Annotated in this window: 24 protein-coding genes and 1 tRNA gene; 10 read left to right on the top strand and 15 right to left on the bottom strand. The window is 66.1% G+C overall.

The genetic code is table 11. The features are described 5' to 3' along the window. The first annotated feature begins 240 nt into the window (after positions 1–240). The 3 genes from ypfJ to HZ321_RS21195 all read left to right on the top strand — a co-directional run bounded on the left by ypfJ (position 241) and on the right by HZ321_RS21195 (position 3,297). On the top strand, positions 241–1,185 hold the full coding sequence (ypfJ, locus tag HZ321_RS21205) for a KPN_02809 family neutral zinc metallopeptidase (RefSeq protein ID WP_181704412.1): 945 nt from the start codon (positions 241–243) through the stop codon (positions 1,183–1,185). Between the two features lie 91 nt (positions 1,186–1,276). Further along, positions 1,277–2,503 carry a TCR/Tet family MFS transporter gene (locus tag HZ321_RS21200; protein WP_181704411.1) on the top strand — a complete coding sequence of 409 codons (1,227 nt, stop codon included), beginning with the start codon at positions 1,277–1,279 and terminating at the stop codon, positions 2,501–2,503. Further along, positions 2,500–3,297: a potassium channel family protein gene (locus HZ321_RS21195; RefSeq protein WP_181704410.1), complete on the top strand. Its 798-nt coding sequence runs from the start codon at positions 2,500–2,502 to the stop codon at positions 3,295–3,297. Before HZ321_RS21200 ends, HZ321_RS21195 begins: the two co-directional genes overlap by 4 nt. A 53-nt stretch (positions 3,298–3,350) precedes the next feature. Here the strand turns inward: HZ321_RS21195 and carA are convergent, their stop codons facing one another. The 9 genes from carA to HZ321_RS21150 form a co-directional block, all read right to left on the bottom strand. Continuing rightward, the gene (gene carA, locus HZ321_RS21190; RefSeq protein WP_181704409.1) at positions 3,351–4,556 is read right to left on the bottom strand and encodes a glutamine-hydrolyzing carbamoyl-phosphate synthase small subunit; all 1,206 of its coding nucleotides are present in this window, start codon (positions 4,554–4,556) and stop codon (positions 3,351–3,353) included. Between the two features lie 328 nt (positions 4,557–4,884). Continuing rightward, positions 4,885–5,793, bottom strand: coding sequence for a carbon-nitrogen hydrolase family protein (locus tag HZ321_RS21185; RefSeq protein ID WP_244636091.1), 909 nt, complete (start codon positions 5,791–5,793; stop codon positions 4,885–4,887). Positions 5,794–5,889: 96 nt separating this feature from the next. Beyond that, on the bottom strand, positions 5,890–6,300 hold the full coding sequence (locus HZ321_RS21180) for a ketosteroid isomerase-related protein (RefSeq protein ID WP_181704408.1): 411 nt from the start codon (positions 6,298–6,300) through the stop codon (positions 5,890–5,892). 130 nt (positions 6,301–6,430) lie between these two features. Beyond that, on the bottom strand, positions 6,431–6,760 hold the full coding sequence (locus HZ321_RS21175) for a hypothetical protein (protein ID WP_181704407.1): 330 nt from the start codon (positions 6,758–6,760) through the stop codon (positions 6,431–6,433). A gap of 135 nt (positions 6,761–6,895) precedes the next feature. Next, positions 6,896–7,315: an acyl-CoA thioester hydrolase YciA gene (gene yciA, locus HZ321_RS21170; protein WP_181704406.1), complete on the bottom strand. Its 420-nt coding sequence runs from the start codon at positions 7,313–7,315 to the stop codon at positions 6,896–6,898. Positions 7,316–7,445: 130 nt separating this feature from the next. After that, positions 7,446–7,733, bottom strand: a complete 288-nt coding sequence (locus HZ321_RS21165) for an HlyU family transcriptional regulator (RefSeq protein ID WP_181704405.1) — start codon at positions 7,731–7,733, stop codon at positions 7,446–7,448. 10 nt (positions 7,734–7,743) lie between these two features. Beyond that, positions 7,744–9,750 carry an RNA polymerase sigma factor RpoD gene (gene rpoD, locus HZ321_RS21160; protein ID WP_181704404.1) on the bottom strand — a complete coding sequence of 669 codons (2,007 nt, stop codon included), beginning with the start codon at positions 9,748–9,750 and terminating at the stop codon, positions 7,744–7,746. Positions 9,751–10,196: 446 nt separating this feature from the next. Then, on the bottom strand, positions 10,197–12,146 hold the full coding sequence (dnaG, locus tag HZ321_RS21155) for a DNA primase (RefSeq protein ID WP_181704403.1): 1,950 nt from the start codon (positions 12,144–12,146) through the stop codon (positions 10,197–10,199). A 65-nt stretch (positions 12,147–12,211) separates the two neighbouring features. Further along, complete coding sequence (locus tag HZ321_RS21150) at positions 12,212–12,946, bottom strand: SIMPL domain-containing protein (protein WP_181704402.1); 735 nt, start codon at positions 12,944–12,946, stop codon at positions 12,212–12,214. A 188-nt stretch (positions 12,947–13,134) separates the two neighbouring features. Here HZ321_RS21150 and HZ321_RS21145 point away from each other — a divergent pair. Further along, positions 13,135–13,210, top strand: a tRNA-Ile gene (locus HZ321_RS21145). Positions 13,211–13,238: 28 nt separating this feature from the next. On the opposite strand, the gene HZ321_RS21140 is transcribed toward HZ321_RS21145, so the two are convergent. The 3 genes from HZ321_RS21140 to HZ321_RS21130 are packed head-to-tail and all read right to left on the bottom strand — an operon-like array spanning position 13,239 to position 15,487. Beyond that, the gene (locus HZ321_RS21140; RefSeq protein WP_181704401.1) at positions 13,239–13,565 is read right to left on the bottom strand and encodes a hypothetical protein; all 327 of its coding nucleotides are present in this window, start codon (positions 13,563–13,565) and stop codon (positions 13,239–13,241) included. Beyond that, the gene (locus tag HZ321_RS21135; RefSeq protein ID WP_181704400.1) at positions 13,555–14,322 is read right to left on the bottom strand and encodes a tetratricopeptide repeat protein; all 768 of its coding nucleotides are present in this window, start codon (positions 14,320–14,322) and stop codon (positions 13,555–13,557) included. Before HZ321_RS21135 ends, HZ321_RS21140 begins: the two co-directional genes overlap by 11 nt. Before the next feature lies 1 nt (position 14,323). Continuing rightward, positions 14,324–15,487 (bottom strand): tetratricopeptide repeat protein, encoded by a 1,164-nt coding sequence (locus HZ321_RS21130; RefSeq protein ID WP_181704399.1) that lies wholly within the window; start codon positions 15,485–15,487, stop codon positions 14,324–14,326. A 167-nt stretch (positions 15,488–15,654) separates the two neighbouring features. Here HZ321_RS21130 and HZ321_RS21125 point away from each other — a divergent pair, with 167 nt between their 5' ends. Further along, positions 15,655–16,092, top strand: coding sequence for a GFA family protein (locus HZ321_RS21125; RefSeq protein WP_342343900.1), 438 nt, complete (start codon positions 15,655–15,657; stop codon positions 16,090–16,092). Here the strand turns inward: HZ321_RS21125 and HZ321_RS21120 are convergent. Together HZ321_RS21120 and HZ321_RS21115 are read right to left on the bottom strand one after the other, a co-directional pair. Further along, complete coding sequence (locus HZ321_RS21120; protein WP_181704398.1) at positions 16,076–16,507, bottom strand: RbsD/FucU family protein; 432 nt, start codon at positions 16,505–16,507, stop codon at positions 16,076–16,078. The genes HZ321_RS21125 and HZ321_RS21120 overlap by 17 nt on opposite strands. Further along, positions 16,507–17,721, bottom strand: a complete 1,215-nt coding sequence (locus HZ321_RS21115) for an ROK family transcriptional regulator (RefSeq protein WP_181704397.1) — start codon at positions 17,719–17,721, stop codon at positions 16,507–16,509. The genes HZ321_RS21120 and HZ321_RS21115 overlap by 1 nt, the downstream gene beginning before the upstream one ends. 298 nt (positions 17,722–18,019) lie before the next feature. Between HZ321_RS21115 and HZ321_RS21110 the strand changes: the two genes are divergently transcribed. From HZ321_RS21110 to HZ321_RS21095, 4 genes are all read left to right on the top strand, one after another. Continuing rightward, entirely contained in the window at positions 18,020–19,054 is a 1,035-nt protein-coding gene (locus HZ321_RS21110; protein WP_181704396.1) for a sugar ABC transporter substrate-binding protein, read from the top strand. A gap of 106 nt (positions 19,055–19,160) precedes the next feature. Beyond that, positions 19,161–20,225: an ABC transporter permease gene (locus HZ321_RS21105; protein WP_181704395.1), complete on the top strand. Its 1,065-nt coding sequence runs from the start codon at positions 19,161–19,163 to the stop codon at positions 20,223–20,225. Continuing rightward, positions 20,222–21,004 (top strand): ATP-binding cassette domain-containing protein, encoded by a 783-nt coding sequence (locus HZ321_RS21100; protein ID WP_181704394.1) that lies wholly within the window; start codon positions 20,222–20,224, stop codon positions 21,002–21,004. The genes HZ321_RS21105 and HZ321_RS21100 overlap by 4 nt, the downstream gene beginning before the upstream one ends. A gap of 144 nt (positions 21,005–21,148) precedes the next feature. Beyond that, entirely contained in the window at positions 21,149–23,143 is a 1,995-nt protein-coding gene (locus HZ321_RS21095) for a metallophosphoesterase family protein (RefSeq protein ID WP_181704393.1), read from the top strand. A gap of 28 nt (positions 23,144–23,171) precedes the next feature. Here HZ321_RS21095 and HZ321_RS21090 read toward each other — a convergent pair whose 3' ends face one another. Beyond that, positions 23,172–24,227: an EamA family transporter gene (locus tag HZ321_RS21090; RefSeq protein ID WP_181704392.1), complete on the bottom strand. Its 1,056-nt coding sequence runs from the start codon at positions 24,225–24,227 to the stop codon at positions 23,172–23,174. Positions 24,228–24,874: 647 nt separating this feature from the next. On the opposite strand from HZ321_RS21090, the gene HZ321_RS21085 reads away from it, so the two are divergent. Beyond that, entirely contained in the window at positions 24,875–26,785 is a 1,911-nt protein-coding gene (locus HZ321_RS21085; RefSeq protein WP_342343899.1) for an ABC transporter ATP-binding protein/permease, read from the top strand. Positions 26,786–26,798 lie beyond the last annotated feature (13 nt).

The following is a 26,798-nucleotide window of genomic DNA, read 5'->3' as shown; positions in this document are numbered from 1 at the left end:
TTGGGCTTTTGATGAGAGCCGGGCGGCTTATAGAGGAAAACGATCGCGGCGGGAACCCTCGGCCAGCCGGGCCTGCATGGTTTTCCCGCCTGCAGAGGTTTCTTCGTCCGGGCTGGTGGCGGGGAGGGATCCTCCAGACCCCGTCGGCCGTTGATGACGGCAAGGTCAAGCCTGGCAGGCGGCTTGCAGGACCGCACAATCGGCTTCAGTGTTGAAACAACGTCTCGGGAGGAATTGGGAATGCGCTGGAGAGGCCGCCGTCAGAGCGACAATTTCGAGGATGCGCGCGGCACCGGAGGCGGCGGGCCGGATGGCGGTTTCGGCCGGTCGGGTGGCGGCTTCAGGCTGCCCGGCGGGTTGGGGGGCGGCGGCGTCCGGCGCGCTGGCGCTCCGTCGATCGGCATGATCGTGATCGTGATGATCGTGCTCTGGCTGCTCGGCATCAATCCGCTGACGGTTCTCACCGGGGGCGGGCTCGACGGCTCAACCGGCGGCTCGACCATGTCCTTCGACCAGGCGAGGCCCCCGGCACAATCGGCGGAGGACGACGACCTCGTCGGCTTCGTGCGCACCGTGCTCGCCGAGACGGAGGACACCTGGTCGCAGCGCTTCGGCGACAGCGGCGAAACCTATCAGGCGCCGACGCTGCGCGTGTTCAGCGGACAGGACCAGACGGCCTGCGGCTTTGCCAGCGCGGCGTCGGGGCCGTTCTACTGCCCGGGCGACCAGAAGGTCTACATCGACCTCGGCTTCTATCGGGAACTCCGGCAAAAGTTCGACGCGCCGGGCGACTTCGCGCAGGCTTACGTGGTGGCGCACGAGGTCGGCCATCATGTCCAGAACCTGATCGGCGTGCTGCCCGAATTCAATCGCCTCCGCCGGACTATGAGCGAGGGGCAGGCGAACCAGATGTCGGTTCGGGTCGAACTCCAGGCTGACTGTTTCGCCGGCATCTGGGCGCATGACGCACAGGCCCGCGGACTTCTGGAAATCGGAGACCTGGACGAGGCGATGAACGCAGCGACCCAGATCGGCGACGACGCGATCCAGAAGCGGACCCAGGGCTACGTCGTGCCGGAAAGCTTCAATCACGGCACGTCGGAACAGCGGAAGCGCTGGTTCCGCAAAGGGTTCGAGTCGGGGCAGGTCGATGCCTGCAACACCTTCGACGCCACGTCGCTCTGACCAGGATCTGTGATGTCCCGGCTTTGACAGTAGGTCGAAGGGGCTGCATGGATGGCCGGCGGCGAACCGCCCCCGCGAACCGGACCGATCGATGTCGAAAGCGCCCAACGCCAAGAGCCTCTTCTTCGTCTACGTCACGGTAGCGCTGGATGTGATCGCGATCGCCATGGTGATCCCGATCCTGCCGCAGCTCCTGGTGGAACTCACCGGGGCAGGTCTGAGCGAAGCGGCCATCGACGGGGGGTGGCTGATCTTCGTCTACTCCGCGATGCAATTCCTGTTCGCCCCGGTGATCGGCAACCTCTCCGATCGATTCGGCCGGAGGCCGGTTCTGCTGGCCTCGGTCGCGACCTTCGGCATCGACAACCTGATCTGCGCGTTGGCCCCTTCGCTCGGCTGGCTGTTCGTCGGGCGTTTGCTCGCCGGCATCTCAGGAGGGAGCTACACGACGGCCGGGGCCTACATCGCCGATCTCTCGACGCCGGAGAACCGGGCCCGGAATTTCGGCTTCATCGGGATCGCGTTCGGGGTGGGGTTCGTGTTCGGGCCGGTGATCGGCGGCCTGATGGGAGAGATCGGCCCGCGGGTGCCGTTCTATGCGGCGGCGGCACTGTCGTTCGCCAACTTCATCTTCGGGTGGTTCTTCCTCGATGAGACGCTGCCGGAGGAGAAGCGTCGCGCGTTCCAATGGCGGCGGGCCAATCCCTTCGGCGCCATGAAGCAGATGCGGGTCTATCCGGTCGTGCTCGGCCTGATCGGCATCATCGTGATCTACCAGCTTGCCCATGACGCCAATCCGGCGATCTGGACGTATTCGACCAAGCTGCGCTTCGGCTGGAGCGAAGCCGACATCGGCCTCTCGCTGGGGCTGGTGGGCATCGCCATGGCCCTGGTGATGGGCGGCGTCATCGGGCCGGTCGTCAAGCGTTTCGGCGAACGCAAGGCGGCGCTGCTCGGGCTGACGCTCTCCTCGCTCGGCTTTGCCGGGTTCGCGTTCGCGCCGACCGGGCCGTTGATGCTCGCATTCATCCCTCTCTTCGCGTTCATCGGCCTGATCGAACCGTCAATCCGGTCGATCGCGGTGGGGCAGGTGCCGAGCGACGCGCAAGGCGAGTTGCAAGGCGCCATCGCCAGCGTGAAGAGCCTGACCATGGTGATCTCACCGCTGGTGATGACACGGCTGTTCAGCGCCTTCACCGCGGACGATGCTCCGGTTTACTTCCCGGGTGCACCGTTTCTTGCAGCCGCACTCCTGTTGATCGGAGGTGCGGCGTTCCTCGCCAACCGGCTGCGACTGGCGCCCGGACGTGCTGCATGACCAGCGAGGCGAGCGGCCCTCCGCGCAAGACGTCCTTCCTGGCGCGCGCGCGGCAGCTCTACGAGAGCGACAGCCAGGAAGCGCACCGTTTCCGGTACGGGTTGCTCGCCTTCGACCTCGCGACGGTGGCCTTCATCGTCGTCTCGTCGTTCTTGACGCGAACGATCTGGCTGGAAGTCGCCGACGTTGTGATCGGGATGGTCGTCGCCGCCGACTTCGCCGTCCGCATTGCGATCAGTCGGGAGCGTCTTCGTGGCTTCGCCCACCCGGCGACCTGGGCGGACTTTGCAGCGGTGCTTTCGTTTCTCAGCCCGATCGTCGGAGAAGGCGCGGCGTTTCTGCGCATCCTCAGAACGCTCCGTCTGCTGCGGACATACCAGATCCTTCAACGGTTGCGGCAGGACAGCAAGTTCTTCCGCCGCAACGAGGAAGCGATCCTTGCGACGGTGAACCTGCTGGTCTTCCTGTTCGTGATGACGGCGATCGTCTACGAGACCCAGCACCTGCGGAACGACAAGATCAACAACTACGTCGACGCGCTCTACTTCACGGTGACGTCGCTGACGACGACCGGCTTCGGCGACATCACGCTCGAGGGATCCTCCGGCCGATTGATCTCGGTCGTGATCATGATCTGCGGCGTGACGTTGTTCCTCAGACTTGCGCAGGTGCTGATGCGCCCGACCAAGGTTCGGTTCCCATGCCCGACTTGCGGGCTACAGCGACATGAACCGGATGCGGTCCACTGCAAGGCCTGCGGGACACTCCTCAACATCCCCGACGAGGGCGATTGAACGAAACCGGCCGGCTTGCGCCGGCCGGTTCGATGTTCAGAGTCGTTCGAACCTCAGGTGCGCTCCGGAACGGGCGCTTCGCCCTTCCGTTCGCGGATGAGGTTCACGAAGCGACGGAAGAGATAGTGGCTGTCCTGCGGTCCGGGGCTGGCTTCCGGGTGATACTGGACCGAGAAGGCCGGCTTGGATTTCAGGCGGATGCCGCAGTTGGAACCGTCGAAGAGCGAAACGTGGGTTTCCTCGACCGTGTCCGGCAGCGTGCTGCTGTCGACCGCGAAGCCGTGGTTCATCGAGGTGATCTCGACCTTGCCGGTGGTGTGGTCCATCACCGGGTGGTTCGCACCGTGATGTCCCTGGTGCATCTTGACGGTGCGGGCGCCGACGGCGAGGCCCAGCATCTGGTGGCCGAGGCAGATGCCGAAGGTGGGGATGCCCTTGTCGACCACGGCGCGGATGGTCGGCACGGCGTATTCCCCCGTCGCTGCGGGATCGCCGGGGCCGTTGGAGAGGAACACGCCGTCCGGTTCGAGGGCGAGAACGTCCTCCGCGGTCGCGGTGGCGGGCAGGACCGTCACCTTGCAGCCCTGGTCGGCGAGGAGGCGCAGGATGTTGCGCTTCACCCCGAAGTCGATGGCAACGACGTGGTGCTTCGGCTCGGTCAGGCGGCCGAAACCCTCGCCCCATTCCCAGGTGGTCTCGTCCCAGCCGTAGGACTGGGTGGAGGAAACCTCTTTGGCAAGGTCCAGCCCCTCCAGTCCGCCCCAGGCGGCAGCCTGGCGCTTGAGGTCGGGAAGGTCGAAGACGCCGGCCGGGTCGTGCGCGATGACGGCGTTCGGCATGCCCTTCTCACGGATGAGAGCTGTGAGGGCGCGCGTGTCGATGCCGGAGATGCCGACGATGCCCCGTGCGGCCAGCCAAGCAGAGAAGTGCCGTGTCGCGCGCCAGTTCGACGGGTCGGTCACGTCAGCCTTCAGCACAACGCCGCGCACGCCGGAGGCGGCGGCCATATTGACCGTCTCGATGTCCTCGTCGTTGACGCCGACATTGCCGATATGCGGGAAAGTGAAGGTGATGATCTGTCCGGCGTAGGACGGGTCGGTCAGGATCTCCTCGTAGCCGGTCATCGCGGTGTTGAAGCAGACCTCGCCGACCGCGCTTCCTCGCGCGCCGATCCCAAAGCCTTCGATCACGGTGCCATCAGCGAGCACCAGGACGGCGGTCGGGGTTGGTTCGGCCCAGGCTTCGGAAGCGTCGGTCATAGGGTCCTCGGGGATCCGGTTCCGGCTGCCGGGCCGTCGTGCGCGAACCCCCGGTCCGGCGTTCCGGCGGGGTGTGCGGTTCGGGAGGCAGTCAGAAGCAACACAATGGCGCGGCCGTCTGCCGGGCCTTCAGCGAAGCGCAAACCGACCGCAGGGGTGCGGCAGCGCGCGCGGCGGACCGGCGGTTCGTCGCGGGCCGCGACCTTAGGGGAAGCGGCCGGCAGCGTCAACCGCGTGGCGGGTCGAGCTAAAGTGAAGCCGAAACATGGGCTTAGCGCTGTTGGTGGCGTCTCGCGGCCGTCTTGTCCACACCCGCGCGTCCAACCGGTCAGCCATCCCGGCCGGTGAGATCCACCACTTCGGCCATCGGCGCCGTGACGACGCCCTGTTCCGGCCAGTGCTGGAAGTTCCGCACCGCGCCTTGCGTTCGGACCGCCGCCACCAGGTCCAGATCGATCTCAGCCGTCACCCATCCGGGTTCGTCCATAACGCCGAGGGCGACGATCCCGTTCTCCGGAAATCCGAGATCGGGCGGGCCGTAGACGCCGGCCGCGCCGTGGTTCTCCTCGACGGCCGCCGACCAGGGTGCCCGGCCGATGGTGGGAGAATGAACCGCGTAGCACTGGTTCTCCAGGGCGCGGGCGACCGCGCCGTTGCGGACGCGCCAGTAGCCGCGGACCGTTTCCGTGCAGGAGGGGACCAGGATGATCTCGGCCCCGGCTTCGGCCTGGGCGCGGGCGATGAGCGGAAACTCGGCGTCGTAGCAGATACAGATGCCGATCATTCCGATCCTGGTCCGGAACACGGTGATCGGACCGCCGCCGAGGATGCCCCACGGATCGCGCTCGAAGGGCGTCGGCACGATCTTCTCCTGGCGGCCCACGGCCCCGCAGGGGGCGAACAGGCGAGCCACGTTGCGGAAGACGCCGTCGCCGCCCTGGACGGGCGCGCTCGCCGCCAGGATATGGACGTCGTGCCGGCGTGCGAGCGACTGGTGCAGCGAATCGATCTCCGGGATCAGGCGATCCAGCGCCTCGATCGACCGGCGCAGGTCGCGTGCTCCGGCGCCGGAGAGGTGGGTAAGTTCCATCGAGCCGTACTCGGGGAAGACAAGGAGCTTTGCGCCTTGCCCCGCCGCACGATCCACCCAGTCGGCGATCTTGGCTTCGTAGGCGTCGAGGTCATCGAGCGCATCGATCGGATACTGTGCCGTCGCGATCCTGAACTGCCGCATCATGCTCATCCCCTGACGGCGATCGTCCGGACCTCGTCGGACAGAATCTCCGCGACACGCAACCGCCGACCCGTCGCGGTGTTCCGCTGTACCGGGTGGTCAGGTGCTCACTTTGGCAATCCATTCCTCGAGATTGTAGTAGGTGGTAACCCTCGTGATCAGGCCATCGTCGACCTCGAAGAACGTGCCGGCCGAGATCGTGTAGCTCTGTCCGCGTGCCGGTGGCAGGTCGTCATCGGTTTCCCGGTAGGTGCCGTGGACGGTGAACTCGGCTGCCGCCCGATTCGCGTCGTCCGTCGTCATGATGACGATGTCTGCGAGTTCCTCGTCGTAGCAGCGGGCCATGTGGATCAGAAACGTCTTGAACTGCTCCTTGCCGATCCGGCGGCCGCCCTGGTTGACGTCGTGGACCATATCCTCGGACATGCAGTCGAGCATGCCCTGGATGGAGCGGTCGTTGAACGCCTGGAAATAGCGTTCGATCAGGGATCTGGTCGCTTCGACGGTCATGGGACGGCTCCTCTCCACCGGAGGAGACAGCGTCTTGCACCCGGGCCGATCTGTCGAGCGCGAAAAAACACGAAGCGCGCAGCGGCTTCATGCCGGCTGCGCGCTCCAGATGTTCGTTCGTCTCGGGATCTCACTCGGTGAGGGTATAGGACCCGGTCTCGCAGAGGTTCACGCCGGGCTGCACCTGCTCGGTGCCGTCCTCATAGATGAACTTCATGTCGTACTCGCACTGGGAACGACCGTCCGCGATGGTGACGCGAACGGACTCGCCGGCCGCCAGGACATCGACACCAAGGACGTCGGCTTCCCAGTTGTTGACGTCCACGGGCGACGTGTAGAACTCGCGGACACCGCCAGAAGTCTGGTTGTCCAGCAGGAAGACAAGATCTTCGGCGTGAGCCGGACCGGCAACGACAAGTGCAGAAAGGCAAGCAGCGGAAAGGATAGCGAACCTGACCATGAAAAACTCCGGCGAGATAGACGCGACAGTCTGCGCGTCGCTTCACTCTGCACGGAATTGGTCAAACAATTGTCGATGCGCTTACAGCCATCCGCTGTTTCCAGCAAGCAGACTTAACGGATCACTGATTTCCCATCAGTCGGGCAGGTGGGCGGAGAGGCTTTCCAGGGGAGGCACCGGCCTCGGCCGGCCATCGTCGTCGATAGCGACGAAGGTGAAGGTGGCGTCGGTGACCTTCTCCCGAAAATCCGACCTGAAACGACGGGCCCAAGCCTCGATGTGGATCTTCATGGAGGTCCGGCCTACGCTTTCCACCTTGGTGTAGACGCAGAGAACGTCACCCACCTTCACCGGCCGCAGGAAGATCATGCCGTCGACGGCAACGGTGACGACCCGGCCGCGGGCGCGCTCGACGCCCGCGATACCGCCGGCCTGGTCCATCTGGCTCATCACCCAGCCACCGAAGATGTCGCCGTTGGCGTTGGTGTCGGCGGGCATGGCGATGGTGCGGACGGTTAATTCCCCGCGCGGCTGTTCGTTTTCGCTCGTCGTCATGGCCCGGCGCTGTCTCCCTGCGCCGCAACCATGGGGCGCCTTTTTGGCGACGATAGCATCGCGTTGCGACGGGCGGAAAGCCGGCCGCGCGGAGAGCGCGTGCGACATGAAGGTGAACAGGCGACCCGGCTCAGCCGAAGATGCGATCGCCCTGTTCGTCGATGATGAGGCGGCCCTTCTGGAAGGTGAGGTCGATCGCCTCATCCTTGGACGCCATCTTGTCGGCGCGGTGGAAGGTGTATTCGCGAGCCGCGCCGTCGACATCCCTGGTGATCACGCCGCAGACGCGGTACTGGCCGCCTTCGGAGACCGGAGTGGCGCGAATGACGAAGCCCTTGTGGTCCTGGGTCGGGCCGGCGGCGGCGGCCGGCTTGTCGCCGCCGCCTCCACCGCCGAACAGCTTTCTCAGGAAGGACATCGCGCCCGCCTCAGTTATCGAGGAAGGAGCGCAGCTTGCGGCTGCGGCTCGGGTGCTTGAGCTTGCGGAGCGCCTTGGCCTCGATCTGGCGAATGCGCTCGCGCGTGACGGAGAACTGCTGGCCGACCTCTTCCAGGGTGTGGTCGGTGTTCATGCCGATGCCGAAGCGCATGCGCAGCACGCGCTCCTCGCGCGGGGTGAGCGAGGCGAGCACGCGCGTCGTGGTCTCGCGCAGGTTCGACTGGATCGCCGCGTCGATCGGGAGGATCGCGTTCTTGTCCTCGATGAAGTCGCCGAGATGGCTGTCCTCCTCGTCGCCGATCGGCGTTTCCAGGGAGATCGGCTCCTTGGCGATCTTGAGGACCTTGCGCACCTTTTCGAGCGGCATCGCCAGCTTCTCCGCCAGCTCCTCCGGCGTCGGCTCGCGGCCGATCTCGTGCAGCATCTGGCGCGATGTGCGGACGATCTTGTTGATCGTCTCGATCATGTGCACCGGGATGCGGATGGTGCGGGCCTGGTCGGCGATCGAGCGGGTGATCGCCTGCCGGATCCACCACGTGGCGTAGGTGGAGAACTTGTAGCCGCGCCGGTACTCGAACTTGTCGACGGCCTTCATCAGGCCGATGTTGCCCTCCTGGATCAGGTCCAGGAACTGCAAGCCGCGGTTGGTGTACTTCTTGGCGATGGAGATGACGAGGCGCAGGTTGGCCTCCACCATCTCCTTCTTGGCGATGCGAGCCTCCTTCTCGCCCTTCTGGACGAGATGGACGATCTTGCGGAACTCGGTGATCTCCAGGCCGGTCTCGGTGGCGAGGTTCTGGATGGTCTGGCGGAGCTCGCGGATCTCCTCCTTCTCGCGGGCGACGAAGTCCTTCCAGCCGCGCGAGGCGAGGGACGCGACGCGGCGGATCCAGTTCGGATCGAGCTCGGAGCCCTGGTACTGGCGCAGGAAGTCCTCGCGCGTGACGCCGTAGGATTCGGCGAGGCGCAGAAGCTTGCCTTCCAGGCTCATCAGCTTCTTGTTGATGTCGTAGAGCTGCTCGACGAGGCTTTCGATGCGGGCGGAGTTGAGCGAGAGGGACTTCACGTCCTCCTGGATCTCCTCCTCCAGTTTCTTGTAGCGGCGCTCCTGGCTCGGCGAGAGGTTCTGGTTCTTCAACCGGTTCTCGACGTGCTGGTCCTGCAGGCGGCGGAGCTTCTTGTAGTTCTCGGCGATGCGGTCGAAGGTTTCCAGCACCTTAGGCTTCAGCTCGGCCTCCATGGCCGACAGGGAGATGTTGTTCTCCATGTCGTCCTCGTCGGACAGTTCCGGCTCGGGGATGCCTTCGCCTTCCTCGCCTTCGGGACGCGGTGCGGGACGCTCGGCCAATTCGTCCTCGGCGGCTTCGCCCAGGCCCGGCACGACGGGCGCGCCGCGTCCGTCGGGACCGGCGTAGGTGGCCTCCAGGTCGATGATGTCGCGGAGAAGGATCTTCCCCTCGTTCAGTTCGTCACGCCAGACGATGATCGCCTGGAAGGTCAGCGGGCTTTCGCAGAGGCCTGCGATCATGGCCTCGCGGCCGGCCTCGATGCGCTTGGCGATGGCGATCTCGCCCTCGCGGGAAAGAAGTTCGACCGAGCCCATCTCGCGCAGATACATGCGGACCGGGTCGTCGGTGCGGTCGGCGGGCTCGCGGGCGGTGGTGGTCCGGGCGACCGCGGTGCCGGTCGATTCGGTCAGCTCGCTGCTTTCCTCCTCGCCGCCCTCGCTTCCTTCGCCGGCCTCCTCGGCCTCCTCGCTGTCGACCACGTTGATGCCCATGTCGGAGAGCATCGCCATGGTGTCCTCGATCTGCTCCGACGTGACCTCCTCGGAGGGAAGCACCTCGTTCAGCTGATCGTAGGTGACATAGCCGCGCTTCTTGGCGAGCTTGATCATGCGCTTGACGGCGGCATCGGACAGGTCGAGAAGCGGACTGTCCTGGCTCTCGGTGCCGGTTTCCTGCGCCTCTTCCGATTCTGTCGCTTTCGTCGCCATATCCGTCTCCGCAAACCGACAACCGGCCGTTCTGGCCGGATGCGGGAAAAATCGTCCGTCGTACCGCCGGGACACCGGATAGGCCCGACCAGACCTGCTCCATCCGGGAGCATCACGTCACGTCGGAACTCGCCAACCGTCATCCCTGGATAGCGGCCAAGCCCTTAAACCGCGCTTAACCCTGCAAGGGTCGCGTTCGGCCCCCCCGGGCGTTCGCCAGCTTCAGAAACACCCTCGAACCCGTCTTGCGCCGCTGGAACTTTGCGCGCGCGATTGCGGCCGTTCCGGCAGAAACTGCCGCGTCGGAACTCGTCTATGTAGCGGGCGCGCGGGATTGCGCAAGAGTGATTCGCAACAGAAGGGCCGAATCAGCGGGATCGTCCAGCGGTCCAACGGTTCGTCCCTCGTTCCCGATCCCACTCGGTTCAGATGGGGCGGTGCTGCCGCTATTTCCAGAGGGCGGGACCGGCGACCGCCGCTCCGCCGGTGGCGCTGCGGATCGCCTTGGCTTCCTCGGCGAGTTCCTGTTCGCGCCGGGCCAACTCCTCGCGCCTCCGGTTCAGCTCTCGCGATAGCTCGAAGATCCTGGCCATCGCTTCTTCGCCGGTCTCCGCGCCGACCGCTTCCATGTCGTGTTCGATGTCGGCCGCAAGGGTGCGCAGGAACAGTCGTTCCAGCAGCAGTTCGAAGCAGACCTCCACGAAGGCCTGGCTGGGGTGGAAGCGCAGGATCGGCAACCGCTCGCGCAGACGATGCCCGCGCACCTGGACGATCTGGCCGGTGTCGCTCTTCACCTCGTCGCCGTGCACTTCGTTGAGGACGAAGTAGAAGCGTCCGTCCAGGCCGTCGTAGAAGCTCGACACGGACGCGGCATCCAGGTCGACGGCGATGCGATAGAGCGCGCGCTTGAAGTCCTCCAGCGCCTTGACGCGGAATTCGGTGGTGGCGAGGCGCTCGATGTGGGCCTCGTAGAGGTCGGGGTACTCCACGCAAAGGCCGAGCAGGACACGCTCGATCGTCGCCAGTTCCGGATCGTTCGCCGGACGGAGGTCGACCAGCGCCGGCGCCGTGGCGGAGGGGCCCCGTCCGTCGCCGCGGCCCTGCCGATCATGGGCCCAGAAGAGCTCGGACAACTTCACCCGGAGCGCGAGGCGATAACGCCGGGCGACCCGGTCGTCCCGGATTTGGCGGATCAGCTCGTCGATCCGCGCTTCCAGGGCGGCCTTGCGTTCGGGCGTGTCGATGCGGGCGGCGGCCACCTCTCGGTCCCAGAGAACCTCGGAGAGTGGGCGGGCCTTGCCGATCTCGCCCAGAAAGGCCTCGGCGCCGCCGGAGCGGACGAGTTCGTCGGGGTCCTTGCCGTCGGGAAGGAAGCAGAAATTGAAGGACTGGCCGGATTTCAGGACCGGCAGGATGCGATCGATGGCGCGGTGGGCGGCGGTGACACCGGCCTTGTCGCCGTCGAAGCAGATCACGGGTTCGGGGGCGAAACGCCAGAGGCGGACGATCTGGTCTTCGGTAAAGGCTGTTCCGAGCGTCGCCACGACATTCCGAATTCCCGCCTGATGAACGGCGATGGCGTCCAGATAGCCCTCGGTGACGATGATCGAGCCGGCCTTGTGGGCCGCCTCTCTGGCCCGATGCACGTTGAAAAGCATCGTGCCCTTGTGGAAGAGCGGCGTTTCCGGCGAGTTGAGGTACTTGGGCTGGCCGTCCGGGTCCAGCGTCCGGCCGCCGAAGGCGACGACACGGCCGCGGTTGTCCTGGATCGGGATCATCACCCGGCCGCGGAACCGATCATAGGAGGGCCGGCCGTCCTCCGGCTTGATCAGCAGGCCCGCGGCGATCGCCGTGTCCTCCGGCACAGCGTTCTGGGCCAGGTGCTTCTTCAGGGCGTCCCGCTCGTCAGGGGCCCAGCCCATGCGGAAGTCGGCCACGGTCTTCGGGGAGAAACTGCGGCGGGTGAGATAGTCCCTTGCCCGCTTGCCTTCCGGCGCCCTCAGCCTCTGCTCGAAGAAGGCGGCGGCGATCTCGGTGGCGCCGGCGAGGTCGACGCGGACGGCCTGACGTTCCCGCTCGCGCGGGTCGGGCGTCGGCAGCGCGACGCCGGCTTCCTCCGCCAGCCGCTCCACGGCTTCGGGAAACGACAGGCCCTCCGTCTCGGTGACGAACTTGAAATGGTCGCCGGACGCGCCGCAGCCGAAGCAGTGGTAGATGCCGCGCCGGTCGTCGCAGTGGAAGGACGGCGACTTCTCCTTATGGAAGGGGCAGCAGGCCCAGAAATCCCCCCGCGCGGGTTGGCTCTTGCGGCGGTCCCAGGTCACGCGACGGGCCACCACCTGCGAGATCGGAAGGCGGTTGCGGATGTCGTCGAGCAGGGACGGGGGGAAACGCATCGTACAAGGTTACCGGACCGGCCGCCGCGGCGATAGCGGCAGCCGGAAAGGATAGCGGGGACGGTTCAGCGGGCCTCCTGGATTTCCCAGGTGGCGGAGACCGTGACCTGCAGTTGCTGCTCGCCGAGCGCAACCGGCACCTTGTCGGCCGGCGCTACTTCCGCCATCGCCATCCGGGCGTAGGGCGCGGGCGGCGGCATGAAGCCGGTTGCTTCCGAGATCGAGAGGATGCGACCCAGCTTGAAGCCGCCCGCGGCGGCGTAGACCTCGGCCTTGGCGCGCGCTTTCCGCATCGCCTCGGCGCGCGCCCGGTCGAGCAGGGCGGCGCTGTCCTCCACGGTGAAGGAAACGCCCTGCACCTGGTTGGCACCAGCCCGGACCACCTTGTCGAGCAGGTCGCCAGCAGCTTCGATCTTGCGGATCTTCACGGTGACCTGGTTGGCCACCCGGTAGCCGGTGATGCGCGGCGGGTCCTGGGTGCCGTCGGCCTTCGGCTGCGGGTAGACCATCACGGGCTCGATCGAGAAGCCGGATGTGGCGACGTCCTTCTTCTCCACGCCGGCACCCGTCACCGCGTCGATCAACTGGCGCATCGCAGCGTTGTTTCCTGTGAGCGCCGCGCCGGCGGTTTCCGCTTCCGTGACCACGCCGGTGGTGACGATGGCGGTGTCCGGCGTAGCGCTGACGATCCCGTCCGCTGATAGCGAAAGGGAGGGCGGTGCCGCGACCTCGCTCGCGAGCGCGGGAAGCGGCGCTGCCATGAGCGCGGCGGCAAGGGCAATGGTGGACAGACGGATCATGAGCGCGTTCTCGTGCGAGAGGTGGTTTCCCGCATCTTCGGTCGCATCGGATTGGGGCCGTTTCGCGATGACGCGATGCCTGCACCGGTTGCACGCTTGCCCGCAGAGGTGTGGGATCACCGCTCCGCCACCTTGCGTCCGAACACCGGTCGGATATACCTCTTCGTCCGCCGGTTCGAACGGCGCGTGGGCCTATAGCTCAATGGTTAGAGCCGACCGCTCATAACGGTCTGGTTCCAGGTTCGAGTCCTGGTGGGCCCACCAGTTTCTTTCCGTGACATCCTCGCCCGGTTCAGCTTCGTCTCGCGACCGATTCGACAGGTTTGCGCTCGACCGGGGTCTCGCACTGGGTAGGGCAGGGAACGAAGGTGATGAACTCGGCCGCGCAGGGGTCGTCGGTGGAGCACCGCTCGGTCGCGGTCCGGGTGGGACCGTCCAGGCGGCCGGTGATCACGACAGACTCGAAGCCGCGATTCCGCAGGAAAACCTGCAGGCGGAGGATGTCGTTACGAGTGCGGATGTTGCGGGCAATCCGGAAGACTTCGTCGAAGAAGCGCCCAGCCGCCGGTGCTCTGTCGCCGTTGCCCCCCTCCAGCAGCGATGCGAATTCATCCGCCAACGGCGGCGGCGCTGTCGCCCCGCGCGAGCTGGATGCGGATGAGGACCGGCAGGGTCCAGGGTTCGACCTGCGGGAAGCGCTGGCGGGCGGTCTCGATCTGAGCCAATGCACCATCCGGATCGCCCTTGGCCAGAAGAACGCCGGCGCGATCGACGAGGTGGAGGGCGTTGTCGGGGTCGAGAGCGATCAGCGTGTCGAGATCGGCGAGCGCCGCGTCATAGCGGCCGAGCTTGGTGGCAAGCTGCTGGCGGGACCGCAGGCCGGGCATGTGGGTGGGGTCGATGCGGAGCGCCTTGTCGTAGTAGCCCATGGCTTGCGTCAAGGCGTTGAGGCGCCACTCGTTGTCGCCGGCCATGGCGAGTAGCCCAGCGTCGTCCGGGTGGAGCTCGATGAGGCGCGAGAACCAGAGCCGGGCCTTTCTCTTGTCGCCGTTGCCACTCTCGAACAGGGCGGCCTCGCGCAGGAGCTCCGGGTCGTCGGGTGCGTTCACGACGGCGTTGCGCAGCACGCTCGCCGTCTTGTCGACGTGGCCGTTGCGGAAGTAGAGGCGCGAGAGCGCGATGGCGATGCCGGCCCGCTCGACGCCCTTCGGCGCCTTGTCAAGCGCCTCGGCACATCGGGCGGCAACCAGGTCGACAACCTCCACGGTCGCACCTTCCGGGGCTTCGCAAAGCGCGGGCTTTTGCGCAGCGTTGGCGGGGATGGCGCACAGGGTGGCGGTGAAGACGAGCGCCCGCAGAATCTTGATCGTGGTCATTTCAGCAATCCCGATCGAGGAGGCAGGCCGACACGGCATTCGCCCAAAGTGTTTCCGAGGGAACCCCCGGCATTTCCATGAGGTAGCCGGTCTCGGTCATGTAGTAGATCGCCCGGTTCATCTCCGTCGGCGACATCGCGAAGCCGGCTTCCAGGTCGGCGAGTGCTCCGACCTGATCGCCGGTCAGCGCTCGCGTCTTCGCACGCTTCCAATGGAAGTCGAACGGTATCGGCCCGAGTTTCTCGGCCTCGAGGAGCCAGGCGGTCGCGTCATGTCGGTTCCCCAGAAGCCCGCTGATGAAGCCCAGTTCCCCGGCGATCCGCCAGTGGTGCAAGTCGTCGGTCCAGGCCTTCTGGAGAAGGGCCAGCGCCTTCCCGGTGGAGTCCCGGTCCAGCCGGCTCAAGGTGTCGGCGTACCTGAGGATATAGGTCATGTGCCGCGGATGCCGCCCGAGCGCGATTTCATGATTGGCGATCGCCGCGTCAACCCGCCCGGCCATCCGCTGGTAGGCCGCCAACATGGAGTGTGTTTCGGCCACGAAATCGCGGGTGGCTGGATCGGCGCCGGCGGTCCAGATCTTCGACAGCTTGTCTTCGCCCTGGGCCAGCAGGCGGTCGAAAACGAGGAAGGACTGGTCTCTATCACCGGACAGGAACAGGGTCTGCGCCAGCATCCGGAGCGTATGGGGATCCTCAGGCAGCAGTTCGAGTGCCCGCGTCAGCGGCGGGACGGCGTCCGCGCAATGGCACCTGATCAGCTTCACCATCCCCGCCGCGCGCCAGGTGGGCGCGAAATCAGCGTCGAGTTCGAAGGCCTTCGCCAGGACGCGATCGACCGCTCTGTGATCGATGCGACCCGAATGGGAGCTGGCGAGATCGGCAAGGATCGAAGGATCCCGCGGTTTCAACGTGTGGGCCGTCCCAAGCAGCGCCGCGGCTTCGTCGAAATGGGCGAAGTAGAAGTGGGCCATAGCCTTCACGTGCAGCGCATCGGCAAGGTCAGAACCCGCCAGCTGGTTGGCGGCGATCTCCTCGTCGCAGCGGTCGAGGATGACGGAAAGGTCGGTCCCGGGATCGCCCAGTTCGCAAGCGGAGGCTGTCGCCGGGTGACAGGCAAGCAGGAGGAGGGTGGCGAGAACCGCCAGTCGTTCAATCGTCTTCTGCATCGCCGGTCCCCGTTCTGATCGGCGGAGGCTCCCACGGCGACATCACGGATGCAACCTAAGGCGGTGGCCACAGTGAATCAGATGTAAAGCGGGGGCGCCTGGACAGGCGGCGAGCACCGGGACATCCTTTCCTCGGGGACAACGGCGGTCAGCGCCACGGCAAGGGGATGCGGATGGGCAGGAGGATACATGGCGGCGGATGCCTTTGCGGGAGCGTCCGTTTCGAGGTCTCCGGGCCACTGGAGAAGCCGCACACCTGCTCGTGTTCGATCTGCCGCAGGCATTCCGGTGCGTTGACGGTCGCCTGGGTGGAGTGCGCGAAGGAAAGGGTCCAGTGGACCGGGCCGGGCGGAGAACCGGCGGTTTACCGGACTTCGGACTGGTCAAGCCGGGCGTTCTGCCCGCGATGCGGCAGCACGATCGGGGCCATCGACGACGCGCCGGTGGTGGCGCTTGTGGTCGGCGCCTTCGACCGGCCGGCCCTTAAAGATTTCGTACCGACTTCACATTCCTACAGGTCCGCTCGTCCCCGCTGGTGGCACGTGGAAATCAGCGGAGGAAAGGCGAACCGGGAGGCTGGCGGCCCGGTCAGCCGGGCCGAATGACGCCCTTGCGCAGGATCAGATTGCCGTAGAGCCGGCTTTCCGTGGTTGCGACAACTGCATAGGCCTCCCGCACGCGGGCGTAGAACGCTTCTCCCTGAAGGGGCACGAGGGCCTTGCCCGGCTCGTGACGGGCAATGACGGCCTCGAAGTCGTCGAAGATGGGTTCTCGGCGGTCGGGCTGGTTGCGGATGCCCGGACGGAAGGCGGTGGCCTCGACGAAGTCGTCCAGGGGCATCACCGAAAGGATCGCGTCCGCCATGTCCACCGCGCCGAGGCCGTCGGCGCGGATGATCCTGCGGCCGTGGGCTTCGGCGGGGTAGTTGCCGTCGACGATGGCGATCTCGTCACCATGGCCCATGGCGCGAAGCGTGCGCAGCAGGTCAGGACCGAGGCGCGGGTCGATGCCCTTCAACATCACGCGGACTCCTTCAAAAGCACTTCGCGATCCATGGCGAAGTTGGCAAAGAACGGCAGGCTGGCGCCGCCGATCTCCCGGGCACCGGCCCCGATGCTGCCCGGCAGGACGGTGACGGGAGAAAGGCCCTGGCGATCGTGGCGGTCGAGCGCGGTCGTCACGGCGGCGACCAGACGCTCGCGCACGGCAACGGGGAATGCGCCGTCGATGACGACGGCCGGGAAGTCGTAGACGGATGTCGCGGACGTGACGGCGTGGGCGATCCCCTCGGCGGCGATCTGGATCCACTCGTCGACCTCCTCGCCCGCTTCCGTCCAGGAATCGGGATCGCTCCAGAGCCAGCCGGACTCCTTTCCGGCCTGCATCAGGCGGCTCTCCAGGAGATAGAGCGAGGACCGGCGGATCAACTGCTGCATCTGGCCGTTTGCCCCCGGAACCGGCATGGAGCCGATGGCGCCGGCGTTGCCGCCCGTTCCCGGCACGAGAGCGCCGTTCATCACCAGTCCGCCGCCGATGAAGGAGCCGACGAACAGGTAGACGAAATCGCGAAGGCCACCCTTGTCCCCGAACACAAGTTCGGCCGCGCAGGCTGCGGTCGCGTCGTTGCAGAGGTAGACCGGCCAGGGGAGGATCGCCTCCAGGTCGCGGCGGATGTCGGTGCTGCGCCAGATCTCCAACGCACCCGGCGGGCTCCCAACCTCGTAGGCCCAGTTCCAAAGCTGGTAAGGCGCCGCGACGCCGAGGCCGGTGATGCGCTGACGTTCCGCCTCGGTCAGGTTGGTGGACATGCGCTCCATGCCGCTGACGGCGAACTCGATAAGGGCCTCGGGCAGCGGGTAGGGGTAGGCGGTGTGGACGCGCCGGCGGACCCGGCCGAGGAAGTCGATCAGCACGAGGTCGGCGCTGCGCCTGCCGATCTTGAGACCGAAGGCGTAGGCACCGTCCGGGTTCAGCGCGAAGGGCACCGAGGGCTGTCCGACACGGCCGCGCTGCGGGGCCTGGCGCTTCACGAGCCCGTCGGATGCGAGCTGGGTGACGATCACGGAGATGGTCTGAGCCGAAAGCCCGGTGAGGCGCGCCAACTCGGCCTTCGGCATCGCGCCGTTGCGGCGGACGAGCGAAAGCACGAGGCGCTCGTTGTAGAGCCGGACCCCGTTCTGGTTGGTGCCGCGATCGAGATCGACGGCGCGAAAGCGCCCGTCGCTCGTGCTCATGATGGTCCTCCCCAAGCAGGCAGATGCGCTGCCCGAAGCCGGCGCGCGCCCCCCGGCGCGCCGCCTGCTTTTAAGCAGATGCCGAGCCCGTCTTGTTGATCAAAACTTGTGCTCTCGGCTGCCTATTCGCTGGACGATGCGGCTACGACAAGGGCAAGTCAATATTTAAATCAGGTGGATTTATTTATTGACAGGTTCCTGGACCCGTGCCACCCATAGAGCAGGTCGGCCGTCGGGAGGACGGAGGCCGTCGAGCCGGTCCACGAGATCCGGCCAGAAATTCTTGGGAGGATAGTTCATGACGTCGTTCAACAGCCGTCTGAAGACGGCCCTTTTCGGCTGCGCGGCCCTCATCGCTCTTGGCGCAGCGCCGGCCATGGCGCAGGAAGTCAGCGCCTGCCTGATCACCAAGACCGATACCAACCCGTTCTTCGTGAAGATGAAGGAAGGCGCGACGGCCAAGGCCGGCGAGCTTGGCGTGACGCTCAAGGCCTACGCCGGCAAGATCGACGGCGACAGCGAGAGCCAGGTCGCGGCGATCGAGTCCTGCATCGCCGACGGCGCGAAGGGCATCCTTCTGACCGCCTCCGACACCAAGGGCATCGTCCCGGCCGTCAAGAAGGCCCGTGACGCCGGGATCCTGGTGATCGCGCTCGACACGCCGCTGGAGCCGGCCGACGCTGCCGACGCCACCTTTGCCACCGACAACCTGCTTGCCGGCAAGCTGATCGGCGAATGGGCCGCGAAGACGCTGGGTGACAGCGCCAAGGATGCCAAAATCGCCTTCCTCAACCTGACCCCGTCCCAGCCGACCGTCGACGTCCTGCGCAACCAGGGCTTCATGATGGGCTTCGGCATCGACACCAAGGACGCCAACGTGATCGGCGACGAGGACGACGCGCGCATCGTCGGCCATGACGTCACCAACGGCAACGAGGAAGGCGGCCGCAAGGCCATGGAGAACCTCCTCCAGAAGGATCCGGGCGTGAACGTGGTCCACACGATCAACGAGCCGGCCGCGGCGGGCGCCTACGAGGCCCTCAAGGCCGTGGGCATGGAAAAGAACGTGCTGATCGTCTCGGTCGACGGTGGCTGCCCGGGCGTCAAGAACGTCGAAGCCGGCGTGATCGGCGCCACCTCGCAGCAGTATCCGCTGCTGATGGCCGCTCTCGGCATCGAGGCGATCAAGAAGTTCGCCGAGACCGGTGAGAAGCCTGCTCCGACCGAGGGCAAGGCCTTCTTCGACACCGGTGTCTCGCTGGTCACCGACAAGCCCGCCGAAGGTGTGCAGTCGATCAGCGTGAAGGAAGGCATGGACAAGTGCTGGGGCTGAACGCCACCGGACTGTTCTGATAAACTCCTGACAAAAAGAGGGGCAGCCGATCGGCTGCCCCTTGGATAACCGGCGCTTGCCAAAGCGCTGCAGGGAGAAGCATGCCATGAGCGGCGCTCAAGAGTTCGAGAAGGTGCTCGACCAAAGCGACACGTCCGTCGCCTCGTTCGACCATCACTCCGAGCGGACCTGGATCCAATCGGCCCAGCACTATCTCCACGGCAATCCCGCGGCAGTGCCGCTGATCGTTCTGATCCTCTCGATCGCCGGCTTCGGACTGATCGTCGGGGACAAGTTCTTCTCGGCCTTCTCGCTGACGCTGATCCTGCAGCAGGTCGCCATCGTCGGCATCGTCGGCGCGGCGCAGACGCTTGTGATCCTGACCGCCGGCATCGATCTTTCGGTGGGCGCCATTATGGTCCTGTCGTCGGTGGTGATGGGCAAGTTCGTCTTCCACTACGGCGTCCCCGTGCCGCTGGCGATCCTCTGCGGCCTGGCGGTGGGCACGTTGTGTGGCTTCATCAACGGTTTCCTGGTGGCGCGCATCAAGCTGCCGCCGTTCATCGTGACGCTCGGCACCTGGCAGATCTTCCTGGCCGCCAACTTCCTCTACTCGGCGAACGAGACGGTCCGGGCGCAGGACATCGAGGCGACTGCGCCGCTGCTGCAGTTCTTCGGCAGTAACTTCCGCATCGGCACCGCCGTGTTCACCTTCGGCGTCATCGCCATGGTGCTCCTGGTCGCGCTGCTCTGGTATGTGCTCAACCACACGGCCTGGGGGCGGCACGTCTATGCGATCGGCGACGACCCGGACGCGGCGGAGTTGTCGGGCGTGCGCACCGAGCGGATGCTGATCAGCGTCTACACGCTGTCCGGGCTGATCTGCGCCCTCGCCGGCTGGGCCCTGATCGGCCGCATCGGCTCGGTTTCGCCGACGGCGGGCCAGTTCGCCAACATCGAATCCATCACAGCGGTGGTGATCGGCGGCATTTCGCTGTTCGGCGGCCGCGGGTCGATCATGGGAATGATGTTCGGCGCGCTCATCGTCGGCGTGTTCTCGCTCGGGCTGCGCCTCGTCGGCACCGACCCGCAGTGGACCTACCTCCTCATCGGCGTTCTGATCATTGCCGCCGTCGCCATCGACCAGTGGATCAGGAAGGTTTCGAAATGACCGGCGAACCCCTTCTCACCGCCCGCGGTCTGGTCAAACGCTATGGCCGAGTGACCGCCCTCGACAACGCCGACTTCGACCTGATGCCGAACGAGATCCTCGCGGTGATCGGCGACAACGGGGCCGGGAAGTCGACGCTCATCAAGGCGATCTCCGGCGCCATCACGCCGGACGAGGGCACCATCAAACTGATGGGCCAGGACGTCCGGTTCACCTCGCCGCTGGAGGCGCGCGCCGCCGGCATCGAGACCGTCTACCAGAACCTGGCGCTCTCCCCCGCGCTCTCCATCGCGGACAACATGTTCCTCGGACGCGAGATCCGGAAGAAGGGGCCGCTCGGGCAGTGGTTCCGGATGCTGGACCGCAACGCGATGCGCACGGTGGCTCGGCAGAAACTCTCCGAGCTGGGCCTGATGACGATCCAGAACATCGACCAGGCGGTGGAGACGCTCTCCGGCGGCCAGCGCCAGGGCGTCGCAGTCGCCCGGGCAGCCGCCTTCGGGTCGCGTGTCGTCATCCTTGACGAGCCCACCGCCGCCCTCGGCGTCAAGGAATCCCGCCGCGTGCTGGAGCTGATGCTGGACGTCAAGCGCCGCGGCCTGCCGATCGTCCTGATCAGCCACAACATGCCGCACGTGTTCGAGGTGGCGGATCGGATCCATATCCATCGCCTCGGCAAGCGGATCGCCGTCGTGCGCCCGAAGGAGATCTCGATGTCGGACGCGGTGGCGATCATGACCGGAGCGATGAAGCCGCCCGAGCATTCGCTGGCGGCCTGAACCACAGGCTTCCCGAGCAAGCCCGGCGGTCGGACGGACGTCCCTGCCGGGCTTTGCCGTTCACGGGAGTTGCATTCCGTGGTGGAATAAAACGGCGTTTCGTGAGTTAAGTTAACGGGGGGTTAATCCTGATCGGATCAGCCCATGCGTACCGCGCTTCGTCCAGCCGGGTTCGGGCCTCAACCGGATCCTTCCCTCACCGTCCACCTGACGTTGGACTCCGATACGCTCGTCTATGCCATTGGGGACGTGCACGGCTCGCTCTTTGAATTGCGCGAGCTGGAAGAGAGGATCATCGCCGACGCGGCAGGCTTTTCGGGGGCGAAGACGATCGTGATGCTCGGCGACTACGTCGACCGTGGCCTGTCGTCGTCCGGCGTCATCGAGCATCTGAAGCGACCGCCGCCCGCCGGTTTCGAGCGGATCTGCCTGCGCGGCAACCACGAGCAGCTGTTCGTCGCCTTCCTCGAGGATCCGACCTCCCATGGCGACTGGCTGCGGATCGGCGGACGGGAGACGCTGGAATCCTATGGCCTGGAGGTTCCAGAGCGCATTCGCCGGCGATCGGACCTGAAAGCCCTCGCGGATCTCGCGCGCCAAGCCGTTCCGGCGGATCATGTCGCCTTCCTCAAGCAGCTTCCTTTGACCGTGCGACACGGCGCGATCGTCTACGTGCATGCCGGGCTGCGCCCCGGTCTGGCGCCCGAGCGGCAGTCGCTGGACGATCTCCTCTTCATGGTGGACCACGCCGACGGGCCGGTCGGACCGGCGGGCCTGCGCGTCGTTCACGGCCATGTCGCCTCGCTCGTCCCGCTGGTACGCCCGCATCGGATCTGCATCGACACGGGCGCCTATCGGACCGGCATCCTGACGGCGGCGCGAGTCGACGATGGCCAGATCCGCTTCCTGAAGAGCACGGACCCGCTTCGCAGTGCCGCCGTGCCTTCCGGCAAACCGGTCGCCGGTCCTGCGCTTCCCGCCGCTGCTGTCGTCGGGGCCGACGTGCCCGCCGCCGAAGCGGCAGCGACGCCGGTGGCTGCGCCCTCCGACCCTGCGCCGGCGCGTCCGCAGACGGCCATCCGCTTCCTTCCCGAGCCGTCCGCGGACAGCCTTCCCGATCCGACGCAAGGCGAAGCCCGCGCAAGGCCGCGTTTCGGTCTGGCGGCCGGACTGGGCACGGTCGCGGCGGTCTTCGCGGCGTTCTGGCTGACCGACGTGGATGCCAGGTTCCTGAACGCGCTCAAGAAGGCGGAGGTGGTCGAACAACGACCGGTTTCGCCTCCGTCACCCAGTCCGGCGATGGTTGCAGCACCTGAACCTGTACGGCAGATAGAGGAGCCGACAGGAAGCATCGCAGCCCTGCGGATCGAGCCGCGCAGCGCGACCGCTGTTCGGGATGAAGCCGGCGTAGGGCCATCCTGGTCCGGACTGGCGGATCGCGTTGTTCCGCCCGCGCACGAGCCTCCGGCTGAGCCAGTGGAGGTGGCAGCGATCGCACCGGCCGAGGCTTCAGACCTGAACGAGACAACGGCCGCGGTTACCACGGCGCTCTATCCGCCTCTGCCGCCAAGCCGTCCGGTGCTTCCCACCGATTCCGCCGTGCAGCAGACGATGCTGGTTCAGGAGCGCATGGACCAACGGGATGCTCCCGCCGTGACCAAGCAAAGGGCCGCAAAGGTCCGAGCCAAGAAGCCCAGGCGGCCGCGCGCCGGCACCGTTCGAACGGCGCGTGAGGTACTGGAGGAACGTCGCCGTCCCTGGATCCTGTTCGGGCTCCTTTCGCCGCGGGATAGCGAGCCCGTCGACCGACCATACCAGGACCGGGCCGGTGGATATCGGGAGCGCCGTAGTCCGGTCGGCGGATCGCCCTCGGTGCAGTCGTCGAGCGGTGAGCGGCAAGCTGCGGCCGGAAAGAGCGGCAAGAGCGGCAAGAGCGCCGGAAAGAGCAGTCGGTCCAGTTCGGGCACGTCGTCAACCGACCGAGGCGGGCTGCTCGGTGGGGTGACCGGCGCCCTTTCCGGGGTCGGTGACCGGGTTTCCAGTGCGCTCGGCGGTCGTTCCGGGCGGTCCGGCAAGAATGAGTCGGGCGGTGGGCGCAGCGGCGGACGTGACAGCGGCCGGAACAGTCGCGACGACTGATACCGGACGAAGCGCGGTCGCCTTGACGTCAGCGGGCTCGGTGACGCAGGCGCTCGCGGTGAGCGATGTAGAGACCGCTGGCCGCGATCAGAATGCCGCCGGCAACGGTCCAGACGGCGGGGACGTTGCCGAAGACCAGATAGGCGAGCGTCGTGGAAAAGAGCAAGTGAATGTAGGAGAACGGGGCCAGCGTCGAGGCGGGCGCACGGCGGAACGCGAACACGACGAAAGTGTGCCCGATCGCTGATCCCAGGCCGTTGATGAAACCCAGGCCAGTCTCCTGAAGGTTCGGATCGACCCAGACGAAGGGCATGAGTAGCGACAGGCTGATGAAGCCCGTGAGGGCGGTCCAGGCCAGGGTCGTCTCGGGACGCTCGTCCGACATGTGGCGTGTCAGCAAGGCGCCGAAGGCCCAGATCAAGGCGGACGTGACAGGAAACAGCGCTGCCAGTTGAAAGGCGTCGCTGCCCGGCCGGACCACGAGAAGCACGCCCGAAAAGCCTACCGCCGTGGCTGTCCAGCGGCGAAGGCCCACCTTCTCGCCGAGAATGGGAATGGATAGAGCCGTGATGAACAAGGGCGACAGGTAGACGATCGCCGTGTTGTCCGCGACCTGGAGATAACTCAGCCCCAGGATGAAGCATGCGGCCGACATCGACACCATCAGGCCGCGGATCACCTGGAGGTGCGGCCGCCGCGTGGCGAATGCCTGACCCCGGTGCATGACGATCACGGTGGGTACGACGAGCATGCAGAAGAAGAGATAACGGAACCAGGCGACCTGCAGCGGCGGCAAGGTCGCTGTCATCGCCTTGGCAGCGACATCCCCGAGAGAGAAGAAGATCGTCGAGGCGACGATAAGCCCGATGCCGACAAGGCTCGCATCACGCGCGTGCGGCCTGCGTTCGACCGCCATGTCCGGAGGGACGGGCGCGGTGGAGTCCGCGGGGATCGTGGCAGCGGCCGTGGGGGGAGGGGGGCTCATGGAGTCCGAAAGCAACCTGACAGATCGATCGTCCATCGATACTTCAATTTTCAGATAATGAAAAGCGGTGGAACCGTCGACTGAGCCAGCGATGCGCACCGATCCCGATCGCGCCTGCGAACGAACAGGCGGCCAGCCTAGCACGACCGGTCGCCGATTCGACCTTTCGAACCTCAGCCGGCGGGCGGCTGGATCTCGTCGGGCATCCCACCCGGCGCCTCGACGGGGATGTCCACCGGACTTGGCTCCTCCATGGGGCGCGGCGACGGGAATGGGTCCGGAGCAGGGGGCTGGATCTCGTCCGGACTGCGATCGGGAGCCTCTTCGGGTCGAGGCGGGCTCATGGGTTCGCCGATCGGGGGAGACGGAATGTCAGGAAGCGGACCGGGGGTGGGCGTCTCGGGGCCGGGGGTCGGTGTCGACATGGTTGCTCACTCTCCAAACCGGTTCAACGAGCTTGGAGCGCCGGGCGTTCCATGGCCGCGATGCCCGTTGCCCGCTGGCAACAGAGATCGAGAGAGTTTCGTAGCAATCTGCCTGAAACCGAAGTCGGGCGGAATAGGATTTCCCTTTCCCGTCAATCAATTATGGCAAATTAATGCTGAATCAACAAACCTTAAGGATTTTTTGACAGTTCGGACGCACGCTGCTTAAATCGATTAAGCGCAGGAGCCAGGGGGGTTCCGCAGGAGTTGTCCGCGGCGCGTATCGTAGCCGCGGCGGAAGGGTCGGCGCTGAAAACGCGTGTGTCGTCTCTCACCAGCTTTTCAGGCCTCATGAAGGCCTACTGGCTGTCGGATCGGTGGAAGGAAGCCTGGCTGCTGACGGTCGCCGTGGTGGCGCTGACCGCTGCGGCCAGCAAGAGCGGCGTGTGGGTGGCGGAAGCCTCCGGTGCCTTCATCGCCTCGATCGCGAGCTTCCACGACAAGCCCAACGTTTCCCCGTTCGACGACATCCTGAACAACGCCCTGCTGCTGATCGGTTTCGCCGCCCTGAAGACGGTCGTTTTCCTCGGCGTGCGCCACTACCTCCTGACGTCGCTGCATCGCTGCTGGAGGCGCTGGCTGGACGGGCAGTTCAACGACGCTCTGTTTTCCGACGGCCGCGCCTACTTCCATCTGCTCAGCAACGGACAGGCGGGCGATGGTCGGTTGCCGGACAACGTCGACCAGCGGATCCAGGAGGCGACGAAGGTCGTCACGGGCGGCGCCCTCGGCCTGGCTGTCGGCCTGATCGGGGTCGTGACCTCGGTCTACTTCGTCGGCGAGAAGATCCTGGAGATGTCCACGCCCGTGCAAGGGCTGGAGTTCCTCGGCAACTACGCAGGGCTCGTGCTGGTGTTCTTCGTGATCGGCGTCTACGTGCCGACCTGCACCTTCGCGGCGCTCTGGATCGGGCGGAAAATCCAGGCGTTGAATGTGGAGATGCAGAAGAGCGAGGGGACCTATCGCGCGGAACTGGCCATGCTGACGCGTCGGTGGCTGCAGGTGGCGGCGGCGTTCGGCGAGCGGGTCCAACGGCGGATTCACGCCCACCACTACACCGCGATCGACAGCACATGGCGGCGGCAGAACACGGTGTCGGCCGGCTTCCTGTCGTTCAACCTCTTCTACAATTTCGTCACCCAGCGGGTGGTGTCCTACATCCCCATCCTGCCGGCGTACATGCAGGGCGGAATCACGTTCCGCGGCTACATAACGGGATCCGAACTCGTCAACGAGCTGATCAACGACTGCTCCTGGCTGATCCAGGTGATGCCGGACGTGGCGAGCCTCAGGGCCAGCGCGTCGCGCATCACGGAACTCGCCCGGGCCATCGAGCTGGTTCAGGACACCCAGACCTTCTACGAGGAGACCGGGATCTCCGACTTCCGCCATGTGCAGCGGCCTGATGTTGCGGCCTTCGCGATCCGCGGGCTGGAGCTGATGCACCAGGGGCACGATGCGAAGCCCTTCCTCACGGTGCCCGCCCTGGACTTCGAGCCGGGGCAGTGGGTGTTCGTCTCCGGGCCGTCCGGGTGCGGCAAGTCCAGCCTGGTCAAGGCGATGAACGGGCTGTGGCCCTACGGACGCGGGGAGGTGGTGACACGGCCGGGCGCCAAGCACTTCTACGCCTGCCAGGATTTCCGCCTGCCGCAGACGTCGCTGCGGCAGCTCCTGACCATGCCGGACATCGAAGCCGAGCACGACGATCTGGCGATCGCCGCCGTGATGGGCCTCGTGGGCCTCGGCGAGTTCGCGACGCTGTTGTCGGCGGAGTTCCACCGCGGGCGGCGCTGGGACGAAGTTCTCTCGGGCGGGCAGAAGCAGAAGCTGATCCTCGCCCGCATCCTGATCCAGAAGCCCGACGTGATCTTCCTCGACGAGGCCACATCGGCGCTGGACAAGGGGGCCCGCGATCGATTCCATCGGCTGGTGAAGGAGCATTGCCCGATGGCGGTCGTGATCAGCGTCATGCACGAGCCGGTGCCCCCGGCCGACAGCACCGGGGTACCGTTCTACGGCACCATGCTGGTGGTCTCCGATGGCGTCGCGGCGCTGCGGCCGGTCAACGCCCGGGCCGCTACGGTCGTCGACCAGCGCCGGACGATCTCGCGCGGACGGGTCATCCGGGCCGTCTCCGAGCCCGACGCGGTCGTGCACCTTCCCGCCGAATGAGCGTTCCAGGCTG

Source organism: Chthonobacter albigriseus, assembly GCF_013839445.1.
Classification (GTDB): Bacteria; Pseudomonadota; Alphaproteobacteria; order Rhizobiales; family Pleomorphomonadaceae; genus Chthonobacter; species Chthonobacter albigriseus.
This window is presented reverse-complemented; position numbering and strand designations above follow the sequence as displayed.

Excerpts from the sequence above, each read along its gene's own strand:
- yciA (WP_181704406.1), bottom strand. The coding sequence starts at position 7,315 with ATGACGACGAGCGAAAACGAACAGCCGCGCGGGGAATTAACCGTCCGC.
- rpoD (WP_181704404.1), bottom strand. The coding sequence starts at position 9,750 with ATGGCGACGAAAGCGACAGAATCGGAAGAGGCGCAGGAAACCGGCACC.
- HZ321_RS21175 (WP_181704407.1), bottom strand. The coding sequence starts at position 6,760 with ATGGTCAGGTTCGCTATCCTTTCCGCTGCTTGCCTTTCTGCACTTGTC.
- HZ321_RS21135 (WP_181704400.1), bottom strand. The coding sequence starts at position 14,322 with ATGACCACGATCAAGATTCTGCGGGCGCTCGTCTTCACCGCCACCCTG.
- HZ321_RS21100 (WP_181704394.1), top strand. The coding sequence starts at position 20,222 with ATGACCGGCGAACCCCTTCTCACCGCCCGCGGTCTGGTCAAACGCTAT.
- HZ321_RS21185 (WP_244636091.1), bottom strand. The coding sequence starts at position 5,793 with ATGATGCGGCAGTTCAGGATCGCGACGGCACAGTATCCGATCGATGCG.
- HZ321_RS21105 (WP_181704395.1), top strand. The coding sequence starts at position 19,161 with ATGAGCGGCGCTCAAGAGTTCGAGAAGGTGCTCGACCAAAGCGACACG.
- carA (WP_181704409.1), bottom strand. The coding sequence starts at position 4,556 with ATGACCGACGCTTCCGAAGCCTGGGCCGAACCAACCCCGACCGCCGTC.
- HZ321_RS21115 (WP_181704397.1), bottom strand. The coding sequence starts at position 17,721 with ATGAGCACGAGCGACGGGCGCTTTCGCGCCGTCGATCTCGATCGCGGC.
- HZ321_RS21200 (WP_181704411.1), top strand. The coding sequence starts at position 1,277 with ATGTCGAAAGCGCCCAACGCCAAGAGCCTCTTCTTCGTCTACGTCACG.
- HZ321_RS21095 (WP_181704393.1), top strand. The coding sequence starts at position 21,149 with ATGCGTACCGCGCTTCGTCCAGCCGGGTTCGGGCCTCAACCGGATCCT.
- HZ321_RS21195 (WP_181704410.1), top strand. The coding sequence starts at position 2,500 with ATGACCAGCGAGGCGAGCGGCCCTCCGCGCAAGACGTCCTTCCTGGCG.
- HZ321_RS21130 (WP_181704399.1), bottom strand. The coding sequence starts at position 15,487 with ATGCAGAAGACGATTGAACGACTGGCGGTTCTCGCCACCCTCCTCCTG.
- HZ321_RS21120 (WP_181704398.1), bottom strand. The coding sequence starts at position 16,507 with ATGTTGAAGGGCATCGACCCGCGCCTCGGTCCTGACCTGCTGCGCACG.
- HZ321_RS21110 (WP_181704396.1), top strand. The coding sequence starts at position 18,020 with ATGACGTCGTTCAACAGCCGTCTGAAGACGGCCCTTTTCGGCTGCGCG.
- dnaG (WP_181704403.1), bottom strand. The coding sequence starts at position 12,146 with ATGCGTTTCCCCCCGTCCCTGCTCGACGACATCCGCAACCGCCTTCCG.
- HZ321_RS21180 (WP_181704408.1), bottom strand. The coding sequence starts at position 6,300 with ATGACCGTCGAAGCGACCAGATCCCTGATCGAACGCTATTTCCAGGCG.
- HZ321_RS21150 (WP_181704402.1), bottom strand. The coding sequence starts at position 12,946 with ATGATCCGTCTGTCCACCATTGCCCTTGCCGCCGCGCTCATGGCAGCG.
- HZ321_RS21165 (WP_181704405.1), bottom strand. The coding sequence starts at position 7,733 with ATGTCCTTCCTGAGAAAGCTGTTCGGCGGTGGAGGCGGCGGCGACAAG.
- ypfJ (WP_181704412.1), top strand. The coding sequence starts at position 241 with ATGCGCTGGAGAGGCCGCCGTCAGAGCGACAATTTCGAGGATGCGCGC.
- HZ321_RS21125 (WP_342343900.1), top strand. The coding sequence starts at position 15,655 with ATGCGGATGGGCAGGAGGATACATGGCGGCGGATGCCTTTGCGGGAGC.